At 67.6% G+C, this 18,663-nt stretch carries 15 protein-coding genes; 4 read left to right on the top strand and 11 right to left on the bottom strand.

Going from position 1 to position 18,663, the window contains the following annotated elements:
- Nucleotides 1–40: 40 nt before the first annotated feature.
- The 3 genes from AC1DFR_RS07725 to AC1DFR_RS07715 form a co-directional block, all read right to left on the bottom strand.
- The gene (locus AC1DFR_RS07725) at nucleotides 41–2,854 is read right to left on the bottom strand and encodes an aconitate hydratase (RefSeq protein WP_476873100.1); all 2,814 of its coding nucleotides are present in this window, start codon (nucleotides 2,852–2,854) and stop codon (nucleotides 41–43) included.
- Between the two features lie 208 nt (nucleotides 2,855–3,062).
- Nucleotides 3,063–4,475, bottom strand: coding sequence for a class I SAM-dependent RNA methyltransferase (locus tag AC1DFR_RS07720; RefSeq protein ID WP_476873099.1), 1,413 nt, complete (start codon nucleotides 4,473–4,475; stop codon nucleotides 3,063–3,065).
- Nucleotides 4,472–6,448, bottom strand: a complete 1,977-nt coding sequence (locus AC1DFR_RS07715; protein ID WP_476873098.1) for an APC family permease — start codon at nucleotides 6,446–6,448, stop codon at nucleotides 4,472–4,474. The genes AC1DFR_RS07720 and AC1DFR_RS07715 overlap by 4 nt, the downstream gene beginning before the upstream one ends.
- Nucleotides 6,449–6,602: 154 nt before the next feature.
- Here AC1DFR_RS07715 and AC1DFR_RS07710 point away from each other — a divergent pair, with 154 nt between their 5' ends.
- The gene (locus AC1DFR_RS07710) at nucleotides 6,603–7,274 is read left to right on the top strand and encodes a potassium channel family protein (protein ID WP_079553719.1); all 672 of its coding nucleotides are present in this window, start codon (nucleotides 6,603–6,605) and stop codon (nucleotides 7,272–7,274) included.
- Nucleotides 7,275–8,018, top strand: coding sequence for a potassium channel family protein (locus AC1DFR_RS07705; protein ID WP_018772421.1), 744 nt, complete (start codon nucleotides 7,275–7,277; stop codon nucleotides 8,016–8,018).
- Nucleotides 8,019–8,101: 83 nt separating this feature from the next.
- Here the strand turns inward: AC1DFR_RS07705 and AC1DFR_RS07700 are convergent, their stop codons facing one another.
- The 4 genes from AC1DFR_RS07700 to dut form a co-directional block, all read right to left on the bottom strand.
- Nucleotides 8,102–8,935: a DUF3159 domain-containing protein gene (locus AC1DFR_RS07700; protein WP_476873097.1), complete on the bottom strand. Its 834-nt coding sequence runs from the start codon at nucleotides 8,933–8,935 to the stop codon at nucleotides 8,102–8,104.
- The gene (locus AC1DFR_RS07695) at nucleotides 8,932–9,402 is read right to left on the bottom strand and encodes a hypothetical protein (RefSeq protein WP_476850470.1); all 471 of its coding nucleotides are present in this window, start codon (nucleotides 9,400–9,402) and stop codon (nucleotides 8,932–8,934) included. The genes AC1DFR_RS07700 and AC1DFR_RS07695 overlap by 4 nt, the downstream gene beginning before the upstream one ends.
- Nucleotides 9,395–10,141: a DUF3710 domain-containing protein gene (locus AC1DFR_RS07690; protein WP_476850469.1), complete on the bottom strand. Its 747-nt coding sequence runs from the start codon at nucleotides 10,139–10,141 to the stop codon at nucleotides 9,395–9,397. The genes AC1DFR_RS07695 and AC1DFR_RS07690 overlap by 8 nt, the downstream gene beginning before the upstream one ends.
- A gap of 182 nt (nucleotides 10,142–10,323) precedes the next feature.
- Nucleotides 10,324–10,842 (bottom strand): dUTP diphosphatase, encoded by a 519-nt coding sequence (gene dut / locus AC1DFR_RS07685; protein ID WP_476873096.1) that lies wholly within the window; start codon nucleotides 10,840–10,842, stop codon nucleotides 10,324–10,326.
- Nucleotides 10,843–11,025: 183 nt separating this feature from the next.
- Here dut and AC1DFR_RS07680 point away from each other — a divergent pair, with 183 nt between their 5' ends.
- Nucleotides 11,026–11,511, top strand: coding sequence for a DUF3093 domain-containing protein (locus AC1DFR_RS07680; RefSeq protein WP_230010966.1), 486 nt, complete (start codon nucleotides 11,026–11,028; stop codon nucleotides 11,509–11,511).
- A 117-nt stretch (nucleotides 11,512–11,628) separates the two neighbouring features.
- Here the strand turns inward: AC1DFR_RS07680 and AC1DFR_RS07675 are convergent, their stop codons facing one another.
- The gene (locus AC1DFR_RS07675) at nucleotides 11,629–11,928 is read right to left on the bottom strand and encodes a DUF4193 domain-containing protein (RefSeq protein WP_018772415.1); all 300 of its coding nucleotides are present in this window, start codon (nucleotides 11,926–11,928) and stop codon (nucleotides 11,629–11,631) included.
- Between the two features lie 332 nt (nucleotides 11,929–12,260).
- Here AC1DFR_RS07675 and sepH point away from each other — a divergent pair, with 332 nt between their 5' ends.
- Nucleotides 12,261–13,688 carry a septation protein SepH gene (gene sepH, locus AC1DFR_RS07670; protein ID WP_476873095.1) on the top strand — a complete coding sequence of 476 codons (1,428 nt, stop codon included), beginning with the start codon at nucleotides 12,261–12,263 and terminating at the stop codon, nucleotides 13,686–13,688.
- A gap of 81 nt (nucleotides 13,689–13,769) precedes the next feature.
- On the opposite strand, the gene AC1DFR_RS07665 is transcribed toward sepH, so the two are convergent.
- From AC1DFR_RS07665 to AC1DFR_RS07655, 3 genes are all read right to left on the bottom strand, one after another.
- Nucleotides 13,770–14,996 (bottom strand): alkaline phosphatase family protein, encoded by a 1,227-nt coding sequence (locus tag AC1DFR_RS07665; protein WP_476850477.1) that lies wholly within the window; start codon nucleotides 14,994–14,996, stop codon nucleotides 13,770–13,772.
- A gap of 67 nt (nucleotides 14,997–15,063) precedes the next feature.
- The gene (locus AC1DFR_RS07660) at nucleotides 15,064–15,807 is read right to left on the bottom strand and encodes a DUF5998 family protein (RefSeq protein WP_223917079.1); all 744 of its coding nucleotides are present in this window, start codon (nucleotides 15,805–15,807) and stop codon (nucleotides 15,064–15,066) included.
- Between the two features lie 80 nt (nucleotides 15,808–15,887).
- Nucleotides 15,888–18,599 carry a bifunctional acetate--CoA ligase family protein/GNAT family N-acetyltransferase gene (locus tag AC1DFR_RS07655; RefSeq protein WP_223917081.1) on the bottom strand — a complete coding sequence of 904 codons (2,712 nt, stop codon included), beginning with the start codon at nucleotides 18,597–18,599 and terminating at the stop codon, nucleotides 15,888–15,890.
- Nucleotides 18,600–18,663 lie beyond the last annotated feature (64 nt).

The raw sequence follows: 18,663 nt of genomic DNA, 5'->3' as shown, positions 1-18,663 counted from the left end.
GGCCTTTGCATGCGTTACCGGAGCGTGCCCGGCAGCTCCGCTAGTGCGCGGAGATCTGGCGCAGGACGTACTGCAGGATGCCGCCGTTGCGGTAGTAGTCTGCCTCGCCCGGGGTATCGATGCGCAGGACGGCGTCGAAGGACGTGACGGTACCGTCTTCAGCGGTGGCCGTGACCTTGAGGGTCTTCGGCGTGGTGCCGTCGTTCAGGGCGGTGACGCCCTCAACTGCGTAGGTTTCCGTACCGGTCAGGCCCAGGCTGGCGGCGTTCTGGCCGGCCGGGTACTGCAGCGGGAGGACACCCATGCCGATCAGGTTGGAGCGGTGGATGCGCTCGTAGCTCTCGGCAACGACAGCCTTGACGCCCAGGAGCGCGGTGCCCTTGGCGGCCCAGTCACGGGACGAACCCGAGCCGTACTCCTTGCCTGCCAGGACCACCAGCGCGGTGCCGGCAGCCTGGTAGTTCTGTGCGGCGTCGTAGACGTAGGCCTGCGGGCCGTCGGCCTGGGTGAAGTCGCGCGTGAAGCCGCCCTCCACGCCGTCCAGGAGCTGGTTCTTGATGCGGATGTTCGCGAACGTGCCGCGGATCATGACCTCGTGGTTGCCACGGCGTGAGCCGTAGGAGTTGAAGTCCTTGCGCTCCACACCGTTGGCCAGCAGGTACTGGCCGGCCGGGGTGTCCGACTTGAAGGAACCGGCCGGGGAGATGTGGTCCGTGGTGACGGAGTCGCCGAGCTTGAGCAGCACTCGCGCACCGGTGATGTCCTGGACCGGCTCCGGCTGGGCCTTCATGCCCTCGAAGTACGGGGGCTTACGGACGTACGTGGACTTCTCGTCCCAGGCGAAGGTGTCGCCGGCGGGGGTGTCGAGCGCCTTCCAGCGATCGTCGCCCTCAAAGACGCCTTCGTAGCCGCGGGCAAACATTTCCTTGTCGATCGAGGAATCGATGACCTGCTGGACCTCGACCGGGTTCGGCCAGATGTCCTTCAGGAAGACGTCGTTGCCGGCCTCGTCCTGGCCCAGGGCGTCGTTGTCGAAGTCGAAGTCCATGGTGCCGGCAAGGGCGTAGGCGATGACCAGCGGCGGGGAGGCCAGGTAGTTCATCTTTACGTCCGGGTTGATCCGGCCTTCGAAGTTGCGGTTGCCGGACAGCACGGCGGTGACGGAGAGATCGTTGGCCTGGATGGCCTCGGAGATCTCGGCGTCGAGCGGACCGGAGTTGCCGATGCAGGTGGCGCAGCCGTAGCCCACGATGTAGAAGCCGAGCTTCTCCAGGTAAGGGGTCAGGCCCGACTTGTTGTAGTAGTCGGTGACTACCTTGGAGCCGGGAGCCACGGAGGTCTTGACCCACGGCTTGGACGTCAGGCCCTTGTCGACGGCGTTGCGGGCCAGCAGTGCGGCGGCCAGCATCACGGACGGGTTGGACGTGTTGGTGCAGGAGGTGATCGAGGCGATCGACACCGCGCCGTGGTCCAGCTCGAACTCGCGTCCGTCCGCGGTCTTGACGCTGACCGTGTTGGACGGGCGGCCGTTGGACTTCGGGCCATGCGCGTGCGGGGCCACGTCACTCAGGTGCGACGCTGAGGCGGTGAATGAGGGCGAGTCCGAAGCCGGGAAGCTTTCGTCGATCGCTTCGTCCAGGCTTCCGCCGGCCAGGTCTTCCTTCACGTAGTTGCGCAGGTCCTCGCGGAACTGGGCCTTGGACTCGGTGAGGATGATGCGGTCCTGCGGGCGCTTCGGGCCGGAGATCGACGGAACAACCGTCGACAGGTCCAGCTCGAGGTACTCGGAGAACTTGATCTCGCGGGAGGGATCGTGCCAGAGGCCCTGTTCCTTCGCGTAGGACTCCACGAGGGCGACGTTCTCGTCGGACCGGCCGGTGAGGCGCAGGTAGTCGAGGGTGACGTCGTCGATCGGGAACATCGCGGCGGTGGAGCCGAACTCCGGGCTCATGTTGCCGATCGTTGCACGGTTGGCCAGCGGCACAGCCGCGACGCCTTCACCGTAGAACTCGACGAACTTGCCGACCACACCGTGCTTGCGCAGCTGCTCGGTGATGGTCAGGACGACGTCGGTGGCGGTGGCGCCGGCCGGGATGGAGCCGGTGAGCTTGAAGCCCACGACGCGCGGGATGAGCATGGACACGGGCTGGCCGAGCATGGCAGCCTCGGCCTCGATGCCGCCAACGCCCCAGCCCAGCACGCCCAGGCCGTTGACCATGGTGGTGTGCGAGTCGGTGCCGACGCAGGTGTCCGGGTAAGCGCGGACAACGCCGTCGACTTCACGGGTCATAACGGTGCGGGCCAGGTACTCGATGTTGACCTGGTGCACAATGCCGGTGCCCGGCGGGACGACCTTGAAGTCATCGAATGCAGTCTGGCCCCAGCGCAGGAACTGGTAACGCTCACCGTTGCGCTGGTATTCGATCTCCATGTTGCGCTCCAGTGCGCCGGAGTTGCCGAAGGCGTCAATCTGGACCGAGTGGTCAATGACCATTTCGGCCGGCGCCAAGGGGTTGACCCGCTTCGGGTCGCCGCCGAGCTCCTTGACGGCCTCACGCATGGTGGCGAGGTCAACGACGCAGGGCACGCCGGTGAAGTCCTGCATGATCACACGCGCCGGCGTGAACTGGATCTCGGTGTCGGGCTCGGCGCTGGGATCCCAGCCTGCCAGCGCACGGACGTGGTCGGCCGTGATGTTGGCACCGTCCTCGGTCCTCAACAGGTTTTCAAGCAATACCTTGAGGCTGAACGGAAGGTTCTCTGCACCTTCGACGGAGTTCAACCGGAAAATTTCATATTCGGTTCCGGCTACATTAAGTTTGCCTTTTGAACCGAAACTGTCCACAATGCTCATTCGCAGGACTCCTCTCGCAACAGTTTCATCTTTGTCGCGCCGCAGGACCCTTGCTAGTTAGGGCGGCCTAACTAATACAGGCATCAGTACAACGTGGTACGCAATGCAGGTAAGAAACGCAGGGAACGGCCGTTACATCAACACCAGTCAAATTAAAAGCAGCGGTGATGGAGCGCGACGACGGACTACTACGCCCATCCTAGTGGCATCACGGTTGAGGAGTCAGCAACGCCACAGTCTCCATGTGGTGGGTGTGCGGGTACAGGTCGAAGGCACGCAGCCCGGCCAGGCCCCAGCCGCCCTGCCGGAAATAGCCCAGGTCGCGGGCGAACGAGGCCGGATCGCAGGAGACGTAGGCGACGGCCCGGGGACCGGCGTCGATCAGCTGTTTGACTACCGCCTTACCGGCACCTGCGCGTGGCGGGTCCAGGATCAGGGCGTCGAAGTTGCGCGGTTTCTGCCGCAGCACCCGCTCCACGCGGCCCTGGACGATCTCGACCTGGGCGGCGTCGTGCAGGTTCTTGCGTGCATCGCGGCTGGTTCCGGGTGCTCCCTCGACCGAGAGCACGGATCCGGTCACGCCCACGGCATCAGCCAGCGGTGCCGTGAACAGCCCGGCCCCGGCGTACAGGTCAGCCACCACCGAGCCCGGCGCGAGGTAGCCGCCGTCGTGCAGGAAGCCGGTGACGGCGCCGACGAGTGTCTCCGGGGCATCCCGGTGGATCTGCCAGAAGCCGTCGCCGGTAACCCGGTACTCGTGGCCCGCGGCCGACTCCTGGACGTAGGTGCGGCCGCGCAACTGCAGCACCTCGCCGGTGGCCGGGTCCAGGCTGGCGACCGAGACGTCGTCGGGCAGCTGGGCCAGGATGCCGCTGAGCCGCTTGGACCGGGTTCCCGGGGCTGGCACCAGCAGCACCAGCGGCCGGGAGCCGTTCGCCGGCGCGGCAACCTCGATCCGGTCGATGCCCTGCAGGTCGATGTCCCAGAGCCGGAGCGCGTTGATTCCGTCCACGGCCAGCGGCATCTCGCGCACGGGCAGGATGGCATCGGAGCGGTGGGCGTGCATGCCCAGCTTGCCGGCCTGTGTCACGGCGAAGCCGGCGCGCGTCCGCCAGCCCAGGCCGGAAGCGGCCGGCTCCCCCGCGCTGCCGGCATCCTCCGGCGCGCCTGCGCCGGCGCCTGCCGCCTCGCCGACGGCCTCGACTGTGATCTGCTCTGCCGGCGCAAGTTCGACGCCGGCCAGCCGCTTGAGTTGTTCGGCCAGGACCTCGGCCTTGAGGCTGCGCTGGCGGGCCAGGGAGATGTGGCCAAGTTCGGCGCCGCCGACGGGCGGGTGCCGGTGCGACCAGGAACGTGCGGAATCGGCGAGGTCCCAGAAGTGCGACACGCGGTCCGGGGAGGCCTCCAGGACCTCCACCACATCGGCGCGCCAGAATTTCGCGGCCGGGCCGTCGTCGGTGAGCCGGACGCGGACCTTTTCGCCGGGAATCCCGTGCCGGACGAAGATGACGCGTCCCTCGTGCCGGGCCACACAGTGGCCGCCGTGGGCGACGGGTCCGACGTCGAGCGTCAGCTCGGTGCGGGTCTCGGTGTGGGTGTGCGTCCGGGTGTCGGGGGTCATTGGATATCCTGCAGTTTCTTGGCTTCTTCGGACGATTTCAGCTGCCACGGCACACTGCACACCATGACCCCGGGCTCGAAGTGCAGCCGGGTTTTGATGCGCAGCGCGGTCTGGTTGTGGACCAGTTGCTCCCACCATTTGCCCACGACGTACTCCGGGATGTAGACCACGATCAGGTCGCGCGGCGAATCCCGGCGCATGCTCTTGATGTAGTCCATGATCGGAGTCACCGTTTCGCGGAACGGGCTGGCAAGGACGGTCAGCGGCACAGGGATTTCGAGCTTCTCCCAGTCCGCAACTGTCGCCTCGGTCTCCTCGGAGCTGATGTCCACGGTAATGGCGTCCAGCCGCGACGGGCGGGAGGCCCGGGCGTAGGCGAGGGCGCGCAACACCGGCTTGCGCACGTGCGAGACGAGCAGCACGGCGTGCACCCGGGTGGGCAGCGCGCGCGGCGAGGAGTCCTCGTCCACGGCGAGTTCCTTGGCCACGTTGTCATAATGCGCCCGGATGCTCCACATGATCAGGAACAGCACGAACATGGCCAGCAGCGCGATCCAGGCGCCCTGCGAGAACTTGGTGATCAGGACGATCACCAAGACCAGGGCGGTCATGCAAAAGCCCACCGTGTTTATGGTCCGGGACTTGATGATGCGCAACCGCACGGCAGGTTCCTTGGAAAGCTTCAGCTCCCGTCCCCAGTGCCGGATCATGCCCAGCTGGCTCATCGTGAAGGAGATGAAGACGCCCACGATGTAGAGCTGGATGAGCTTTGTGACGTCGGCGTTGAAGGCGATGATCAGCACCAGGGCGCCGGCCGCCAGGGCCAGGACACCGTTGCTGAAGGCCAGCCGGTCGCCACGGGTCCGCAGCTGGCGCGGCAGGTAGCCGTCCTGTGCCAGGATCGAGCCGAGCACCGGAAAACCGTTGAACGCCGTGTTGGAGGCGAACACGAGGATGACGCCGGTGGCGGCCACCACGATGTAGAACGGGATGGACCCCTCGCCGAAGACTGTCTGCGCGATCTGGCTGATGGCCGGGTTCTGGATGTACCCCTCTTCCAGCGGTTTGCCGTTCAGGAGGAATTCGGTCGCCGGGTCCAGCACGATGTGCACCTTGGTGGCGTTGGCCAGGTAGATGATGCCCGCCAGCATGGCGGAGGCAATCACGCCAAGCAGGAGCAGTGTGGTGGCCGCGTTCTTGCTCTTGGGCTTCTGGAAGTTGGGCACACCATTGCTGATGGCCTCGACGCCGGTCAGCGCCGCCGCGCCGGAGGAGAAGGCACGCAGCAGCAGGAACGCGCCGGCCAGGCCGACAAGTCCCTCGTCGAAGCCCGGCTCCGGCACAATCTCGAACGCCGCCGACGGTGCCTGCCCCAGCTGGCCTGTCACGGCCTGGTAGATCCCGACGGCGGTCATGCCCAGGATGGAGGCCATGAAGATGTAGGTCGGGACGGCGAAGACACTGCCCGCCTCCCTGATGCCGCGCAGGTTCACCAGGGCCAGGATGATGACGCCGATCGTGGCAATCGCCGCCTGTTGTCCGTGCAGCGAGGGCACGGCGGTGGTCAGGTAGGTCGCGGCCGAGGACATGGACACGGCCACGGTCAGGACGTAGTCGACCAGCAGCGCCGAGGCGACGGTGAGGCCGGCAAATTTGCCGAGGTTGACGTTGGCGATCTCGTAGTCGCCGCCGCCGGAGGGGTAGGCGTGGACGTTCTGGCGGTAGGAGGCCACCACGGTCAGGAGCACCACCATGACGGCGAGGCCCACCCACGGGGCGACGGCGACAGCGCTCACGCCGGCGATGGCCAGGGTCAGGAGGATTTCGTCAGGGGCATAGGCCACGGAGGACAATGCATCCGAGGCGAAAATGGGCAGCGCGATCCGCTTCGGCAAGAGCGTGTGGGCCAGACGGTCGTTCCGGAAGGGCTTGCCTACCAGCACCCGCTTCACGGCATTGAAAATTGTCAGCACCACACAAAGCTAGTCTGATTCGGACGCGATGTCATGACGGCGAAGTCGGTGTGCGCAAGGGCGCCGGCCGGCGCCCCGTGCCCGTGGCCTTCCGGGACCGCGTGGCCGGTAGAGTTTTACGCAGTATCAGACGCAGAACCAAGAGGAGGCCCATGTGGCGCACTTCGTGATCATGGGTTGTGGCCGTGTCGGGGCAACCCTGGCACACACGCTCGAGGACGCCGGGCATTCGGTGGCCATCATCGACCAGGATGACCGCGCCTTCCGGCGGCTCCGCACAGGATTTTCCGGACGGAAGGTCACGGGGGTCGGGTTTGACCGCGAGACGATGAAGCGCGCCGGCGTCGAGGAAGCCTATGCCTTCGCGGCGGTTTCCAGCGGCGACAACTCCAACATCCTCGCCACCCGGGTGGCGCGGGAGACCTTCCACGTGCCCCATGTGGTGGCCAGGATCTATGACCCGGGCCGCGCCGAAATCTACCAGCGCCTCGGCATTCCCACGGTCGCCGCGGTCCGCTGGAGCGCCGACCAGGTGCTGCGCCGCATCCTGCCCGAACAGCACATCGCCGGTGACTTCCGGGAGCCCTCGGGCCGGCTGGTGCTCGCGGAGGTTGACCTCAACCCCGACTGGATCGGGCACCCGATCTCCTCGATCGAGAAGGCGGCCGGCATCCGGATCGCGTATCTGACCCGGTTCGGCGAGGGCATGCTGCCCGCTGCCGCCACGTCTTATCAGGACGGCGACACTGTCCACGCCATGCTGAACGTGGACCGGAGCTCCGAGATCGGCCACATTCTCGCCAAATCCCCCGCCAAGGAGTCCTGAGTGAAAGTCGTCATCGTCGGTGCCGGAAGCGTCGGGTCCTCGATCGCCCGCGAGTTATTGGCCCACAAGCACGAAATCCTGCTGATCGACGAGAAGCCGGAGGTGATCGGCCGGAGCGGGCTGCGCGGAGCCCACTGGCTGGTCGGTGATGCCTGCGAGCTGAGCACGCTGCAGGACGCCAAACTCGAGGACGCCGACGTCGTGGTCTCCGCCACCGGTGACGACAAGGTCAACCTGGTGGTCTCGCTGCTGGCGAAGACGGAATTCGGTGTCGGGCGTACCGTCGGCCGGGTCAACAACCCCAAGAACGACTGGATGTTCGACGACTCCTGGGGCGTCGACGTCGCGGTCAACACCCCGCAGCTGATGACCGCCCTGGTGGAGGAGGCGGTGGAGATCGGCGACCTGGTGCGGCTGCTGACACTGCAGACCGGGGTGTCCTCGCTGGTGGAGTTCACGGTCCCGCACGACTCGCATGTGATCGGGCTGACCGTGGGCGATGTCCAGTGGCCCGAAGACGCCACCCTCGTCGCGATCCTGCGGGACCAGGCGCCCATCACGCCGAGCCGCGACGACGTGATCGACGGCGGCGACGAACTGTTCTTTGTCACCACGATCGCCGCCGAGGACGACCTCCGCGCCCTGCTGGCACCCGAATCCCCGCTGGAGGACCAGCACCCGGTGACCTCGGACCAGCACGGCCACGGCACCCAGCCGGCCGGGGACGACGGCTTCGACGGCTAGAGCAGTTCCGCTCCCAATAGTTGCGCTATCAGATATGGCCGTTCCCGAAGTCTGGGAACGGCCATATCTGATAGCGCAACGGGTCAGTTGGCCTCTGGGGCCGCGGCGGGCACCGGGGCCGGCCGGGTGATCAGCCAGGCAATCCAGATGCCGAGGATGTACAGCGGGGCGCCCATGATGAGCCTGGTGGTGGCGAGGGCGGCGAGGCCCTGCTCGCCCATGAAGTAGAGCGGAACCTGCACCACGAGCCGCAGGACCAGCACGGCAACGATCACCCATGTGCCGATGCTGTACGCCCTGATCCTTTTCGGGTCCTTGCGCCATTCCACGCCCTCGTTGCGGATGAAGCCGAAGAGCAGGCCGGCGATCGGCCAGCGCACGGCCACGGAGATCGACATGGCCAGGATGTAGCCGACGTTCGTGAAGAACCCCAGGACGTAAAAATTCTCTGCTTTGCCGGTCGAGGTGGCCAGCCAGGCGGAGAGGCCGACGCCAATGAAGCCGGCCAGAGCCTGCGTCAGCGGTTTGCGCTGAACCAGCCGGGCCACGGTGAAGACGGCGGCCACCGCCAGGGAGGCCGTGACGGCCATGGCCAGGTTTTCCCGGTCGATGGTGAAGGCAATCAGGAAGACCAGGCCCGGGAGGATGCTCTCGGCGATGCCCTGGATGCCGCCGGCGCTTTTCAGCACGTCGATGTTGCCGTTGCTCGACCGGTGCAGGCCGGCCTTGGCCGCGTAGTCCCCGGCAAGCTGGGCGACGGTGGGCGCGGCGGTTGTGGGCTGGGCCGTTGTGGGCTCGGAGGTCACGGGGGCGGAAATGTCCCGGCCGCCGTCCGCGGATTCCGCCGGCTCGTGCCGGTCGGTGTCTTGTTGAGGCCGCTCCGGGCGGTCCCGCTCGGGGTGTTCGGGCAAGGTCATTGCTCCTCCTGGCGGGAGAGTATTTCGTAGCGTGGGTTGAAGATCGTGGGCAGCCCGTCGCGGATGGTGACCATGCCCTCAAGCCGGAGCTCCGTTCCGGCGTCGACGCCAGGGATCCGGCGCCGGCCCAGCCATACAACGCGCAGCCGCTCCTTGGGACCGGCTGGCCGCTGGCGCTGAGCGCCGGGGCGCACCCGGTGGGTGGACACGCCGCTGGCCGGCAGGGTGCTGGCCGGCAGGCTGCTGGCCGTCCCGGCACCGGAGCCGGCTTTGACACCAAATCCCGGGAAACGGCTGACGGGCGCAGGCACGTCGTGATCGATCAGGATCGCAATGAAGGAAGCCACCTGGTTGGCGGGCACGTACGTGACGGACTCGATGAAGCCGTGGCACAGCACCCGCCCGCGGTCCGGCAAGTCCCGGACGGACATGGCGGCGGTGGATTTTTTGCCGGCGGCATCAGCCAATCTGGGTTATCTCCGGTCCGCGTTCGGGCTGTTCGAATTCGGGGGCCGCCTGCGGCGACGGTGCAGCGGCGGTGTCCTTTGGCAGGCGCAGCTGCAGCAGGTCACGCGGCGGCATGGGGTTCTCGCCGCGGACCACGACGATCTTCCGGAAGAGCCCCTCCAGTCCGGCCGCCGCGTCGCGGTCAAGGGCTGCCTCGCCGCCGAAGACTCCGCGGAGGAACCAGCGCGGGCCATCAACGCCGATGAAGCGGGCCACGCGGTAGCCCTGGCTGCCGTCCGCGCCGCCGGCGGGAAGCTTCGCCACGAGTTCGGTGCCGAAGCTGCCCTCGACCTCCTCGACCTGGCCGCCCTGGCTGCCGACCGACTGCCCGATCTGCTCACGGATTTCATCCCACAGGCCCTCGGAACGGGGGGCGGCGAAGGCCTGCAGCTGAAGGCTCGAGCCCTCCAGGTCCATAGTGACGGCGACGACGCGCTGGCTCGCCTCTTCAACCTCCAAGCGGAGCTGGAGTCCCTCGCGGGGCGCGATCAGCAGCGCACCGAGGTCCACGTACCCGTCCTGGTCTTCGATTTCCGCGACGTCGAAGGGGCCGGTCGCGGCCCGGCCGGCGGTTTCGGCAACGTTCCCGGCCGGTGTCGCGGCGGCGTCACCAGCAGCTTCCGTGGCCACAGCGTTCTGGTCCGTATCGGCCCCGGTCGGCTGCTCCTGTTTGGCTTTCCTGCCGCGCCCAAAAACCATGGGGTGTCTCCTTCAGTTGTGATCCTGTACCGCCGCCCGGCGCCGTCCTGGCGCCTGTCCGCGTGGCCGCCCGCTACCCCGCGGCCGGCTCCTTATTTCGTGCATCATTGCCTGCATGTGCTGCAGTGCCTGCGGCACTGCAGAAACGCAGTTGGCTCCCGTGGCGTTGCCGGGGCCTGCGCTCAGGCCGGTCCGCCGAAACCGCCGGTGGAACCGAAGCCTCCCCCGCCGCGGACAGAGCCGTCGAGCTCCTCGACCGGGAGGAACCTGGCGTACTCCACGCGCTGAATGACCATTTGTGCAATTCTATCGCCGCGGCGGAGCTCGATCGCCTCGTCCCGGTCCGTATTGAGCAGTGTCACCGCGATTTCACCGCGGTAGCCGGCGTCCACGGTCCCCGGGGCGTTCACCACCGTGAGTCCGTGCTTGGTGGCGAGGCCGGACCGGGGGTGGATCAGCGCAACGAATCCATCCGGGAGCGCAATCGAGACGCCCGTCGGGACGAGGCGGCGCTCCCCCGGCGCGAGGACGACGTCCTCGCGGGCGCGGAGGTCAGCGCCCGCGTCGCCCGGGTGCGCGTACGACGGCGGCTCGAGCCCGTCGTCGAGCATTTTCAGCTGTACCGTCAAGGTGGGCGTTCCGTAGGCTGCGTCGCTGGCCGTCGGTGCGGCACTGGCGACGGCGGTTTTTTCTTCAGTCACAGTCCCTCACTCTAACGCCCGCAAGGAACATCGTCCTAGCCGCCGCTGGCCTGCCCGGGCACGCCGCCCGCGGGACTGGTGCGCGGTGGATGCGGGTTGATCCTGGTTGTTCCGGGTTGATCCAGGGCTGGAGCCGGGCGGGGCCGAGGTGAAATAGCCCGGGAAAGATGAAAAGCTGTGCTTATGCCCGAATCCAGCGCAGCCGCGCCTGCCCCGAAGAGCGCCCCGCGCGACTCCACTGCCCTTTACTCCGAGAAGCTTTGGCCGAACTTCTGGATCTGGCTGGTCGCGGCGGGGTTCTCCAGCGCCGGGATCCTCATGCTGGCGCCCATCAGCATCTGGGCCGGCATCACCGCAGCGATCGTGCTCTTCGTCATCATCTCCATACTGCTGGTCCTGTCCACGCCGTCAATCACGGTCACGAGGACCACCCTGAAGGTGGGCAGGGCCACGATTGAACGCGGATTCCTGGGCAAGGCCACGGCGTTCCGGGGCAAAGAAGCGACGGCGGAGCGGGGCACCCGGCTCAACGGGCTGGCGTTCCTGTGTATCCGCGGCTGGGTGGATCCGGTGGTCCGGATCGAGATCGAGGACCCCTCGGACCGCACGCCGTACTGGCTGGCGTCCAGCCGCCACCCGGAGCAACTGATCGCCGCGCTCAACGCTTAGTTCCCACCGCCCCCTGCACGGCTCTCCCCAACTCCCAGAGGGCACCTCACGTCGCCTCCTCCCCGGTCCCGAAATGCGGGCCCGGGATCGGGGGTCCTGGTCAGGGCTGCCGCGTGCCTAGCCCTCGCAATCCTTGCAGTACTTAAGGCCGTCCTTTTCGCGGGCAATCTGCGAACGGTGGCGGACGAGGAAGCAGGAGGCACACGTGAATTCGTCAGCCTGGGCGGGCAGGACCCGGACCAGCAGTTCCTCCCCTGACAGGTCTGCGCCGGGAAGTTCGTAGCCTTCGGCGAGGTCGGACTCATCTTCATCCACCACGGCGGAAGGCTTCTCCGTACGCCGCGCCTTCAGAGCCTCAATCGAATCCTCGCTGAGGTCTTCTTCGGTCTTACGCGGCGCATCGTAATCAGTCGCCATTATTTGTTGCTCACACTCCGCATTCGTTCGATTGATTCGCCGCTCCTGGGTGGCCCGCCGGGATGGTAACCCTGGGCTCCGGGAACGGTTCACCGTTGTAACGCCGGACATGCGGTTTTTGTGCCCGGTGTCGGGTCATTTTTGCTTAAGCGCCTCCCGAATGCCAGAGCCCACCGGTCTCCTCGCCCCGATCTCTCCCGCAGACCGGCAAAAACCGGCGGAAAGTCGCGTAAAGTCGCGGAAAATCACGGCGCGCCTGCCGTCCTAACCCGAAATGCGTCCGGCTGGTGGCAGAGTTTCGATTGTTAGTAATGCCAGGGTGGAGGATTTGTATGCAGGATCTACGGCTTGTAGGCGTCCACGACGACGGAGAGCATCTCCTGTTGAGTGGCACCGGCGGCGCGATGTTCCAGCTGCCGATCGATGAAGCACTTCGGGTGGCAGCCAGCCGGGCGTCGGCGAAGACCGCGTCCAGCGCGGCCGCACCCCCTATTGCCATGTCACCGCGCGACATCCAGACCAGGATTCGCAACGGGGCCACCGCCGCCGAAGTGGCGGAACTGTCCGGAATTCCGCTGGAGAAAGTCCAGCGCTACGAGGGCCCGGTCCTGGCCGAACGCGAGTACATCGCGCAGCAGGCCCGCAAGGTGGAGGTCGCCTCCCCCGCCCCGGGCCACGACGCCTACCGGTCGGTGTTCGGTGAAAACCCGGCGTCCCTCAGCGACATGGTCGAGCACCGGCTCAGGGCCTACGGCGTCGAGCCCTCAACACTGGAGTGGGATTCCTGGCGACGTCCCGACGGCAGCTGGAACGTGGTGGCCCGCTTCGAGCCCAAGCCCGGCGGCCCGGCCGGAATCGGCGAGGAGCCGCCGGCCCTGTGGACCTTCCACCCCGCCCGGAAGACCCTGCAAAACGCCAACCGCTGGGCCCAGCAGCTGAGCGAACTTGAGCCGCTCGAAGGCCCCGTGCCGACCCGGCGCCTTACGGCCGTCTCCGACCGGCCCTTCGACTTTGAAACCGATGCCGAGGCCGCCGCCCGCACAGCGACCGGCCAGCACAGCATTATTCACCAGATGCTGCTCCAGCAGGACAGAATCCACCAGGAGCAAGACGCCGACGGGCTGCTGGACATGCTGCGTTCCCGCCGCGGCCAGCGGATCGGCGTGGACGAGGACGCGGACGACGCCCTTGCCACGCTCCTGACCACCGGCGTCCCCGCTGCCCACCCCCGTCCCTCGGAGGTCCCGGAAACACCCGGGCTTCCGGCAGCTGTGGAACCGGATGCCATCCCCGAATCGGCTGCGGAGAACGATCCCGCCCCGGCCGAGACCGATCCAGCCCTCATCACCCCTGGTCTGCCGGACGTTCCTGCAGTGGAGCCGGCCGCCCCGTCGGAAACCGACCCCTTCACGCGACGGCGCGACGGCAGGCCCTCGATGCTCTCGCGGCTGAGCCTCGCACCGCGCCTCCCGGAGGAGGACGATGCCCTGAAACTGCATGACGGCGTCAGCACCGAGACCCGGGAAGTCACCATCGCGGCCTCGCAACTGCGCCCGGCCCCTAAGACCGGCCCGACGGCGAGCCCCGGCCTGGATGAATTGATCGGCGGCGGAACGTCCCGCCGGCAGCACCGCGAGTCCCACGCCGCTGCCCGGAATGAGGCCGGAACGGACCAGCCCGAGCGCCAGCCGGCCAAGCCGAAGCGCTCCAGCGTTCCGAGCTGGGACGAAATCGTCTTCGGAACCCGCAACGACCAATAGGAGCCGGGCCAGCGTTTCCGGCAGGGATTTCAGTCCCGAATTTCAGGCAGGAATTACCGTCCCGATTTTCAGGCAGGGATTTCAGCCGCGGGGCGCTTTTTTACCGTCGGCCTGGAAATAGAGCAGCGGGACTTCCCGCTCGGCTTTCGTCAGGGAACCGTGCTGGCCCACGACCTCAAGGGCAGTGGGCCGGACCCTGCGTGTATCGTAAAGCGCCAGCGCGTCCCGGGCCGCGATCATGACGTCGCCAATCCGCAAGGCGGCCTCGGCCCTCACGTCGCCGAACAGGCCGCCCGCGATCGCTTCCTCACGGGTGAAGGCCCATATTCTGTCCCCGAAACGGGACCGCCAGTTGGCCAGCAGGCGGCCGCGGGCGGCGTCGTCCGTCCTATCTTCCAGGTAGAGGTGGACCATGCGCGGCTCTCCGGCGGTGTGCCGCACCCCGGCGAGCAGCGCCGGCTCCGCGGAGTAGTCGATCCGCTGCGATTCGGGCACGTCCACCATTCCGTGGTCCGCCGTCAGCAGCACCGTGGTGCCGGCCGGCAGGGTGGCGTTGAGCCGGCGCACCGTGGCATCGAGCTCTTCCAGCTGGTGCTCCCACTGGGCTGACTGGCAGCCGTGGCGGTGCCCGGCCTTGTCGAGCTCATTGACATAGAAGTACATCAGCGAGGGACCGGCGCCGGCCATGGCCTCGGCGGCCGCTTCGGTCCGGGCGTGCGACGTGGTTCCGGTGAGGAAGCGGCCTCCGCGGAGCGCGGCCTCGGTCATGGCAGAGGTGCTGAACTGCGGCAGGCTGACCGTCGTCACATCGACGTGTTCCGCGGCCCGTTCAAAAACGGTGGGGAACGGCTGCCACGTCCGCGGGTCCACGCCGGCGTCCCAGTTGCCCAGCATGTTCACTACCCGGTCCTGATCCGGATCCAGGACGTCATAGCCCACCATGCCGTGCTGGCCCGCCGACAGTCCGGTGCCGAAGCTGGCGAGGGATGCCGCGGTGGTGGACGGGAACGCCGAGTCCAGCGACACGGGCACCTGGCCCTGGCCGGCCTGCTGGACCGCACGCAGGAACGGGGTGTGGGCGCTCTTCTGCTTCAACAGGTTCCGGCCCAGCCCGTCGGCCAGCACCACACACACGCGTTTGGCGGCCGGAAGGTTCAGTTTGTTCTCAAACCCCGGGACTCCCAGGCTGGCGGCGGCGCTGGTGAGCACCTCGGCGATGGAACGGTGTCCGAACGCCGGGGCGGGCGGGAGCGGGGACGGACCAGCACCGGCGGCCAGCGGAACGGCCGCGGCGGCGCCGGCGGCCAGGGAGGGAGCCAATACCGGGACTGGCAGCTGATCTTCGGCGGGCTCAGGCTGACGGAAATGGGCCATGTCAGCGCTGGTGGCCGCGGCTGAGGCGGTTTCCGAACACGCCCATCCGCGGTCGGGGCGGCAGCCCGGGCCCGTTGTGCGGGACCGGCGCCGCGGAGCCGGTGTTCACAGCGCGGAGGGCGCGGGCGAAGAGCTTAGCGTCCTGTACGGCCTGCAGGCCGTCCGCTTCGGCGCTGATGCGCAGGACGATGTCTTCCTGGGCAATGGTGCCGCTGTAGCCGTGATCGGCCTCGCACTGCGGGTCCCCGCAGCTGGCCGGACCCATGTCGAGGCGCTGGCCGCCGGACCATGCAATGGACAACGTCAGCTCGCGGACAGGGTCGGAAGGCTTGTAGTCCTGCGGCTGGGCGTAGACATAGCTCAAGACCACGGAGCGGATCTGGGTGACGGGAACGGACTCGGTGGACACCTGGGCGACGGTCTGTTCGCCGGCCTCGTCGAGCTGCTGGTCGTCGACATGGGTGATGACCAACATGTCGTCGGTCAACACCAGGACGGTGATGTGGCGGCGGACCTCGGCCCGGTCGAAGTGTGTCTCGAGATGTACGAGGTGGGCCACGCAATCGCGGCCATCCAGGGCATCGGCGACGACGTCGGCCACGAGCCGGGGGTAGAAACCGGCCTGCTGGAGGGCCCCTTCCAGGCTCTGGCCCTGCGCACTATGGTCATGGAGGCCGTGGTGGTGCGCGGTCTGGCGTGCGGGGGCGGTCGCCAGGGGCTTGGGTGCTGGAGGCTGGGTGCTCATAGTCTCCATTTTCACAGATCAGCATGGGACTTGCTAACTGCCGGGCCCTGGACGCGGGCTGCAGCCGGGGAGGTTAGACCCTAACTCCGCATCGCCCGGCGCGCACTGTCGGTCCGCTGGGCGGCGTTCGCGATCCTGACATCGGCGGCCAGGATCGAGGCACCATCGGGCCCGGCGAGGACGGGATTGAAATGCACCAGCGCGATCTCCGGGTGGTTGTCCTTCAGCCTGGTGAGGCGGGCGGCGAGGTCCTCGAGTGCCGCGACGTCGACGGCGGGCAGGCCCTGGTAGCCGAAAAGCTTCCGCGACGCCCGGGGCGCCCGGATGAAGTCGTGGACGTCGGAGCCGGAGAGCGGCGGCACGCGGTGGGCCCAGTCATCGAGCAGGTTCACGGCGTCTCCGGCCAGGCCGAAGGAGATCACCGGCCCCAGCAGCGGGTCTTCGATGGCGCGGAAAGTGCAGGCCTGCCCCACGGGTACCATGGTCTGCACTTCCAGGGACGGCGAGCCGTACCGCTCGAGCGACTTGCGCATCTCCAGCACGTTGCGCCGCAACGAATCGGCGTCCTGGATGTCCAGCCGCACACCTCCCAGGTCCAGCCGGTGCCGCAGTGCCGGGTCCGTGGTCTTCAAGGCCACAGGCCAGCCGAGCTGCCCGGCCGCGGCCACGGCCTCCTCCGCCGTCTCGAACCCGACGGACGGGACCAGCCGGATGCCGTAGTGGCCCAGCAGCCGGGCGGCCGTGTCCTGGTCCAGCCGGACGAGCTGCTCGCCGCCCACATCGCGCAGCAGCAGCTCCAGGTCCGCCCGGGCGGCCTCCGGGTGGCACCCTTCGGGCTCCACGAACAGTCCCTGGTCCCGGTCCAGCCACTGGGCGTAGCGCACGACGGCGGCAAGGGCCGCGACCGCCGCACCCGGGTTGGAGTAGCACGGGACCGGCGGAGCGGGCGCGGGCTGGTGCGGCTGTTCAGGTTCGGCGCCGACCATTCCCTCCACATAGATGGAGGGATCAAGGATTCCGCTAAAGGCGGCAACCACCGGCTTGCCGGCCGCCGCGGAGCATTCGGCCAGCACTCCGGCGATCTTTTCGACGGTGAGACCGTGCGCCGGCAGCAGCGCGACCACCGCGGCGTACACCGTGTCCGCGGTCAGGGTTTCCTGCAGGCTCCGGCGCAGGGCCGGCAGCGCCCGGGACATGCCCGCGTCCAGGTCCACGTCTGTCACGATCCGTTCCACGCCGAGCCCCTGGCGGGCGGCACTGTCTGCTACCACCTTGCCAAGGGCGCGCGAGTTGCTGAAGACGGCGATTCCGGGGCCCCCGGGCAGCGGCTGGCTCGAGACGATCTGGGCGACGTCCATGAGCTCTTCGATGGTCTCGACCCGGATCACCCCGGCCTGCCGCATCATGGCATCCAGCGCTTCCGAGGGAGCCTGGGTGGTGCGGACAGAGTGCCCGGGCGGCAGGTTCAGGCCCATGGCGTCGGACTTGGCCACAATCACCGGCTTGGTGCGGGCCAGCCGGCGGGCCAGCCGGGAGAACTTGCGCGGGTTGCCGATCGATTCCAGGTACAGGCCCACCGCCGTGGTGTCGGCGTCGTCTTCCCAGTACTGCATCATGTCGTTGCCGGAGACGTCGGCGCGGTTGCCGGCCGAGAGGAAGGTCGAGATGCCAACCCGGCGCCGGCTGGAGGCCGCGTAGAGCGAGACGCCGATCGCGGCCGACTGGCTGAACAGCCCCAACCCGCCGCGACGGGCCAGGGCCGGTGCCATAGAGGCGTTGAGGGACACGGCCGGGTTGGTGTTGACGATGCCCAGGGACGCCGGGCCGATCACGCGCATGCCGTTTTCTCGAGCCTGCCGCACCAGTTCGCGCTGGCGCGCCAGGCCGCGTTCGCCGTCGTCCGCGTACCCCGCGGTGGCCACCACGATTCCCTTGACCCCGGCGGCCGCGCATTCCTGGACCACCTTGGGGACCTCGTCGTACGGGACCGCGATGATGGCGAGCGTGACCGGGCCGGGAACCTCGGAGAGCCGGGCGAAGGAGAGCATGCCGGCCAGTTCCAGGGCCTCCGGGTTGATCGCATAGACCGGTCCGCTGAAGCCGCCTTCGATGACGTGCTCGAGCAGCTGGTAGCCCACGGTGCCCCATTTGCGGCTGGCTCCGATCACGGCCACGGACGCCGGAGCGAGCAGTTCCTGGATGCTGCGGGCTTCGGCGCGGTGCTCGCGGGATTCCATCACGGCGCGGGATTTGTCGGTGGGGTCGATGTTGAACTCGAGGCTGACCACGCCGTCGTCGAAGTGCCGTTTGACGTCGTAGCCGGCGTCGGAGAAGACCATGAGCATCTTGCGGTTCTCCGGAAGCACCTCGGCGCTGAACTTGCGGATCCCGTTCTCGCGGGCCGCTGCGGCGAGGTGTTCGAGCAGGATCGAGCCGATGCCGCGGCCTTGGTGGGCGTCGGCGATGTTGAAGGCGACCTCGGCCTCGGCCGGGTCATCGAGCCGGTCGTAACGGCCGATGCCCAGGATTTCGCCGCCGATGGTGATCACCAGGGCCACCCGGTCCTTGTAGTCCACCTCGGTGAAGCGCTTGAGTTCCTTGCTGGAAAGCTTGGACTTGAAGGCGAAGAAGCGCATGTAGATGGACTTCTGGGACTGGCCCACGTGGAAGGCCTGGACCGCATCTGCATCGGAGGGGTGGATGGGGCGCACATGCGCCGTGCCGCCGTCGCGCAGGACAACATCGGCTTCCCAATATTCCGGATATACGCCGTCCGCCGGCTGATCCACCATAGGCTTAGCCTAGTCATAAACTTACGCAGTACCCGTTCAGCACCCCTCAGAAGGATCCACCAGC

The organism is Arthrobacter sp. 05T410 (assembly GCF_056396505.1).
The sequence above is the reverse complement of the archived record's forward strand: the minus strand, read 5'-3'. Positions and strand labels throughout refer to the sequence as shown.

Excerpts from the sequence above, each read along its gene's own strand:
- AC1DFR_RS07660 (WP_223917079.1), bottom strand. The coding sequence starts at position 15,807 with ATGAGCACCCAGCCTCCAGCACCCAAGCCCCTGGCGACCGCCCCCGCA.
- AC1DFR_RS07675 (WP_018772415.1), bottom strand. The coding sequence starts at position 11,928 with ATGGCGACTGATTACGATGCGCCGCGTAAGACCGAAGAAGACCTCAGC.
- AC1DFR_RS07720 (WP_476873099.1), bottom strand. The coding sequence starts at position 4,475 with ATGACCCCCGACACCCGGACGCACACCCACACCGAGACCCGCACCGAG.
- AC1DFR_RS07655 (WP_223917081.1), bottom strand. The coding sequence starts at position 18,599 with ATGGTGGATCAGCCGGCGGACGGCGTATATCCGGAATATTGGGAAGCC.
- AC1DFR_RS07725 (WP_476873100.1), bottom strand. The coding sequence starts at position 2,854 with ATGAGCATTGTGGACAGTTTCGGTTCAAAAGGCAAACTTAATGTAGCC.
- AC1DFR_RS07690 (WP_476850469.1), bottom strand. The coding sequence starts at position 10,141 with ATGGTTTTTGGGCGCGGCAGGAAAGCCAAACAGGAGCAGCCGACCGGG.
- AC1DFR_RS07680 (WP_230010966.1), top strand. The coding sequence starts at position 11,026 with ATGCCCGAATCCAGCGCAGCCGCGCCTGCCCCGAAGAGCGCCCCGCGC.
- sepH (WP_476873095.1), top strand. The coding sequence starts at position 12,261 with ATGCAGGATCTACGGCTTGTAGGCGTCCACGACGACGGAGAGCATCTC.
- AC1DFR_RS07700 (WP_476873097.1), bottom strand. The coding sequence starts at position 8,935 with ATGACCTTGCCCGAACACCCCGAGCGGGACCGCCCGGAGCGGCCTCAA.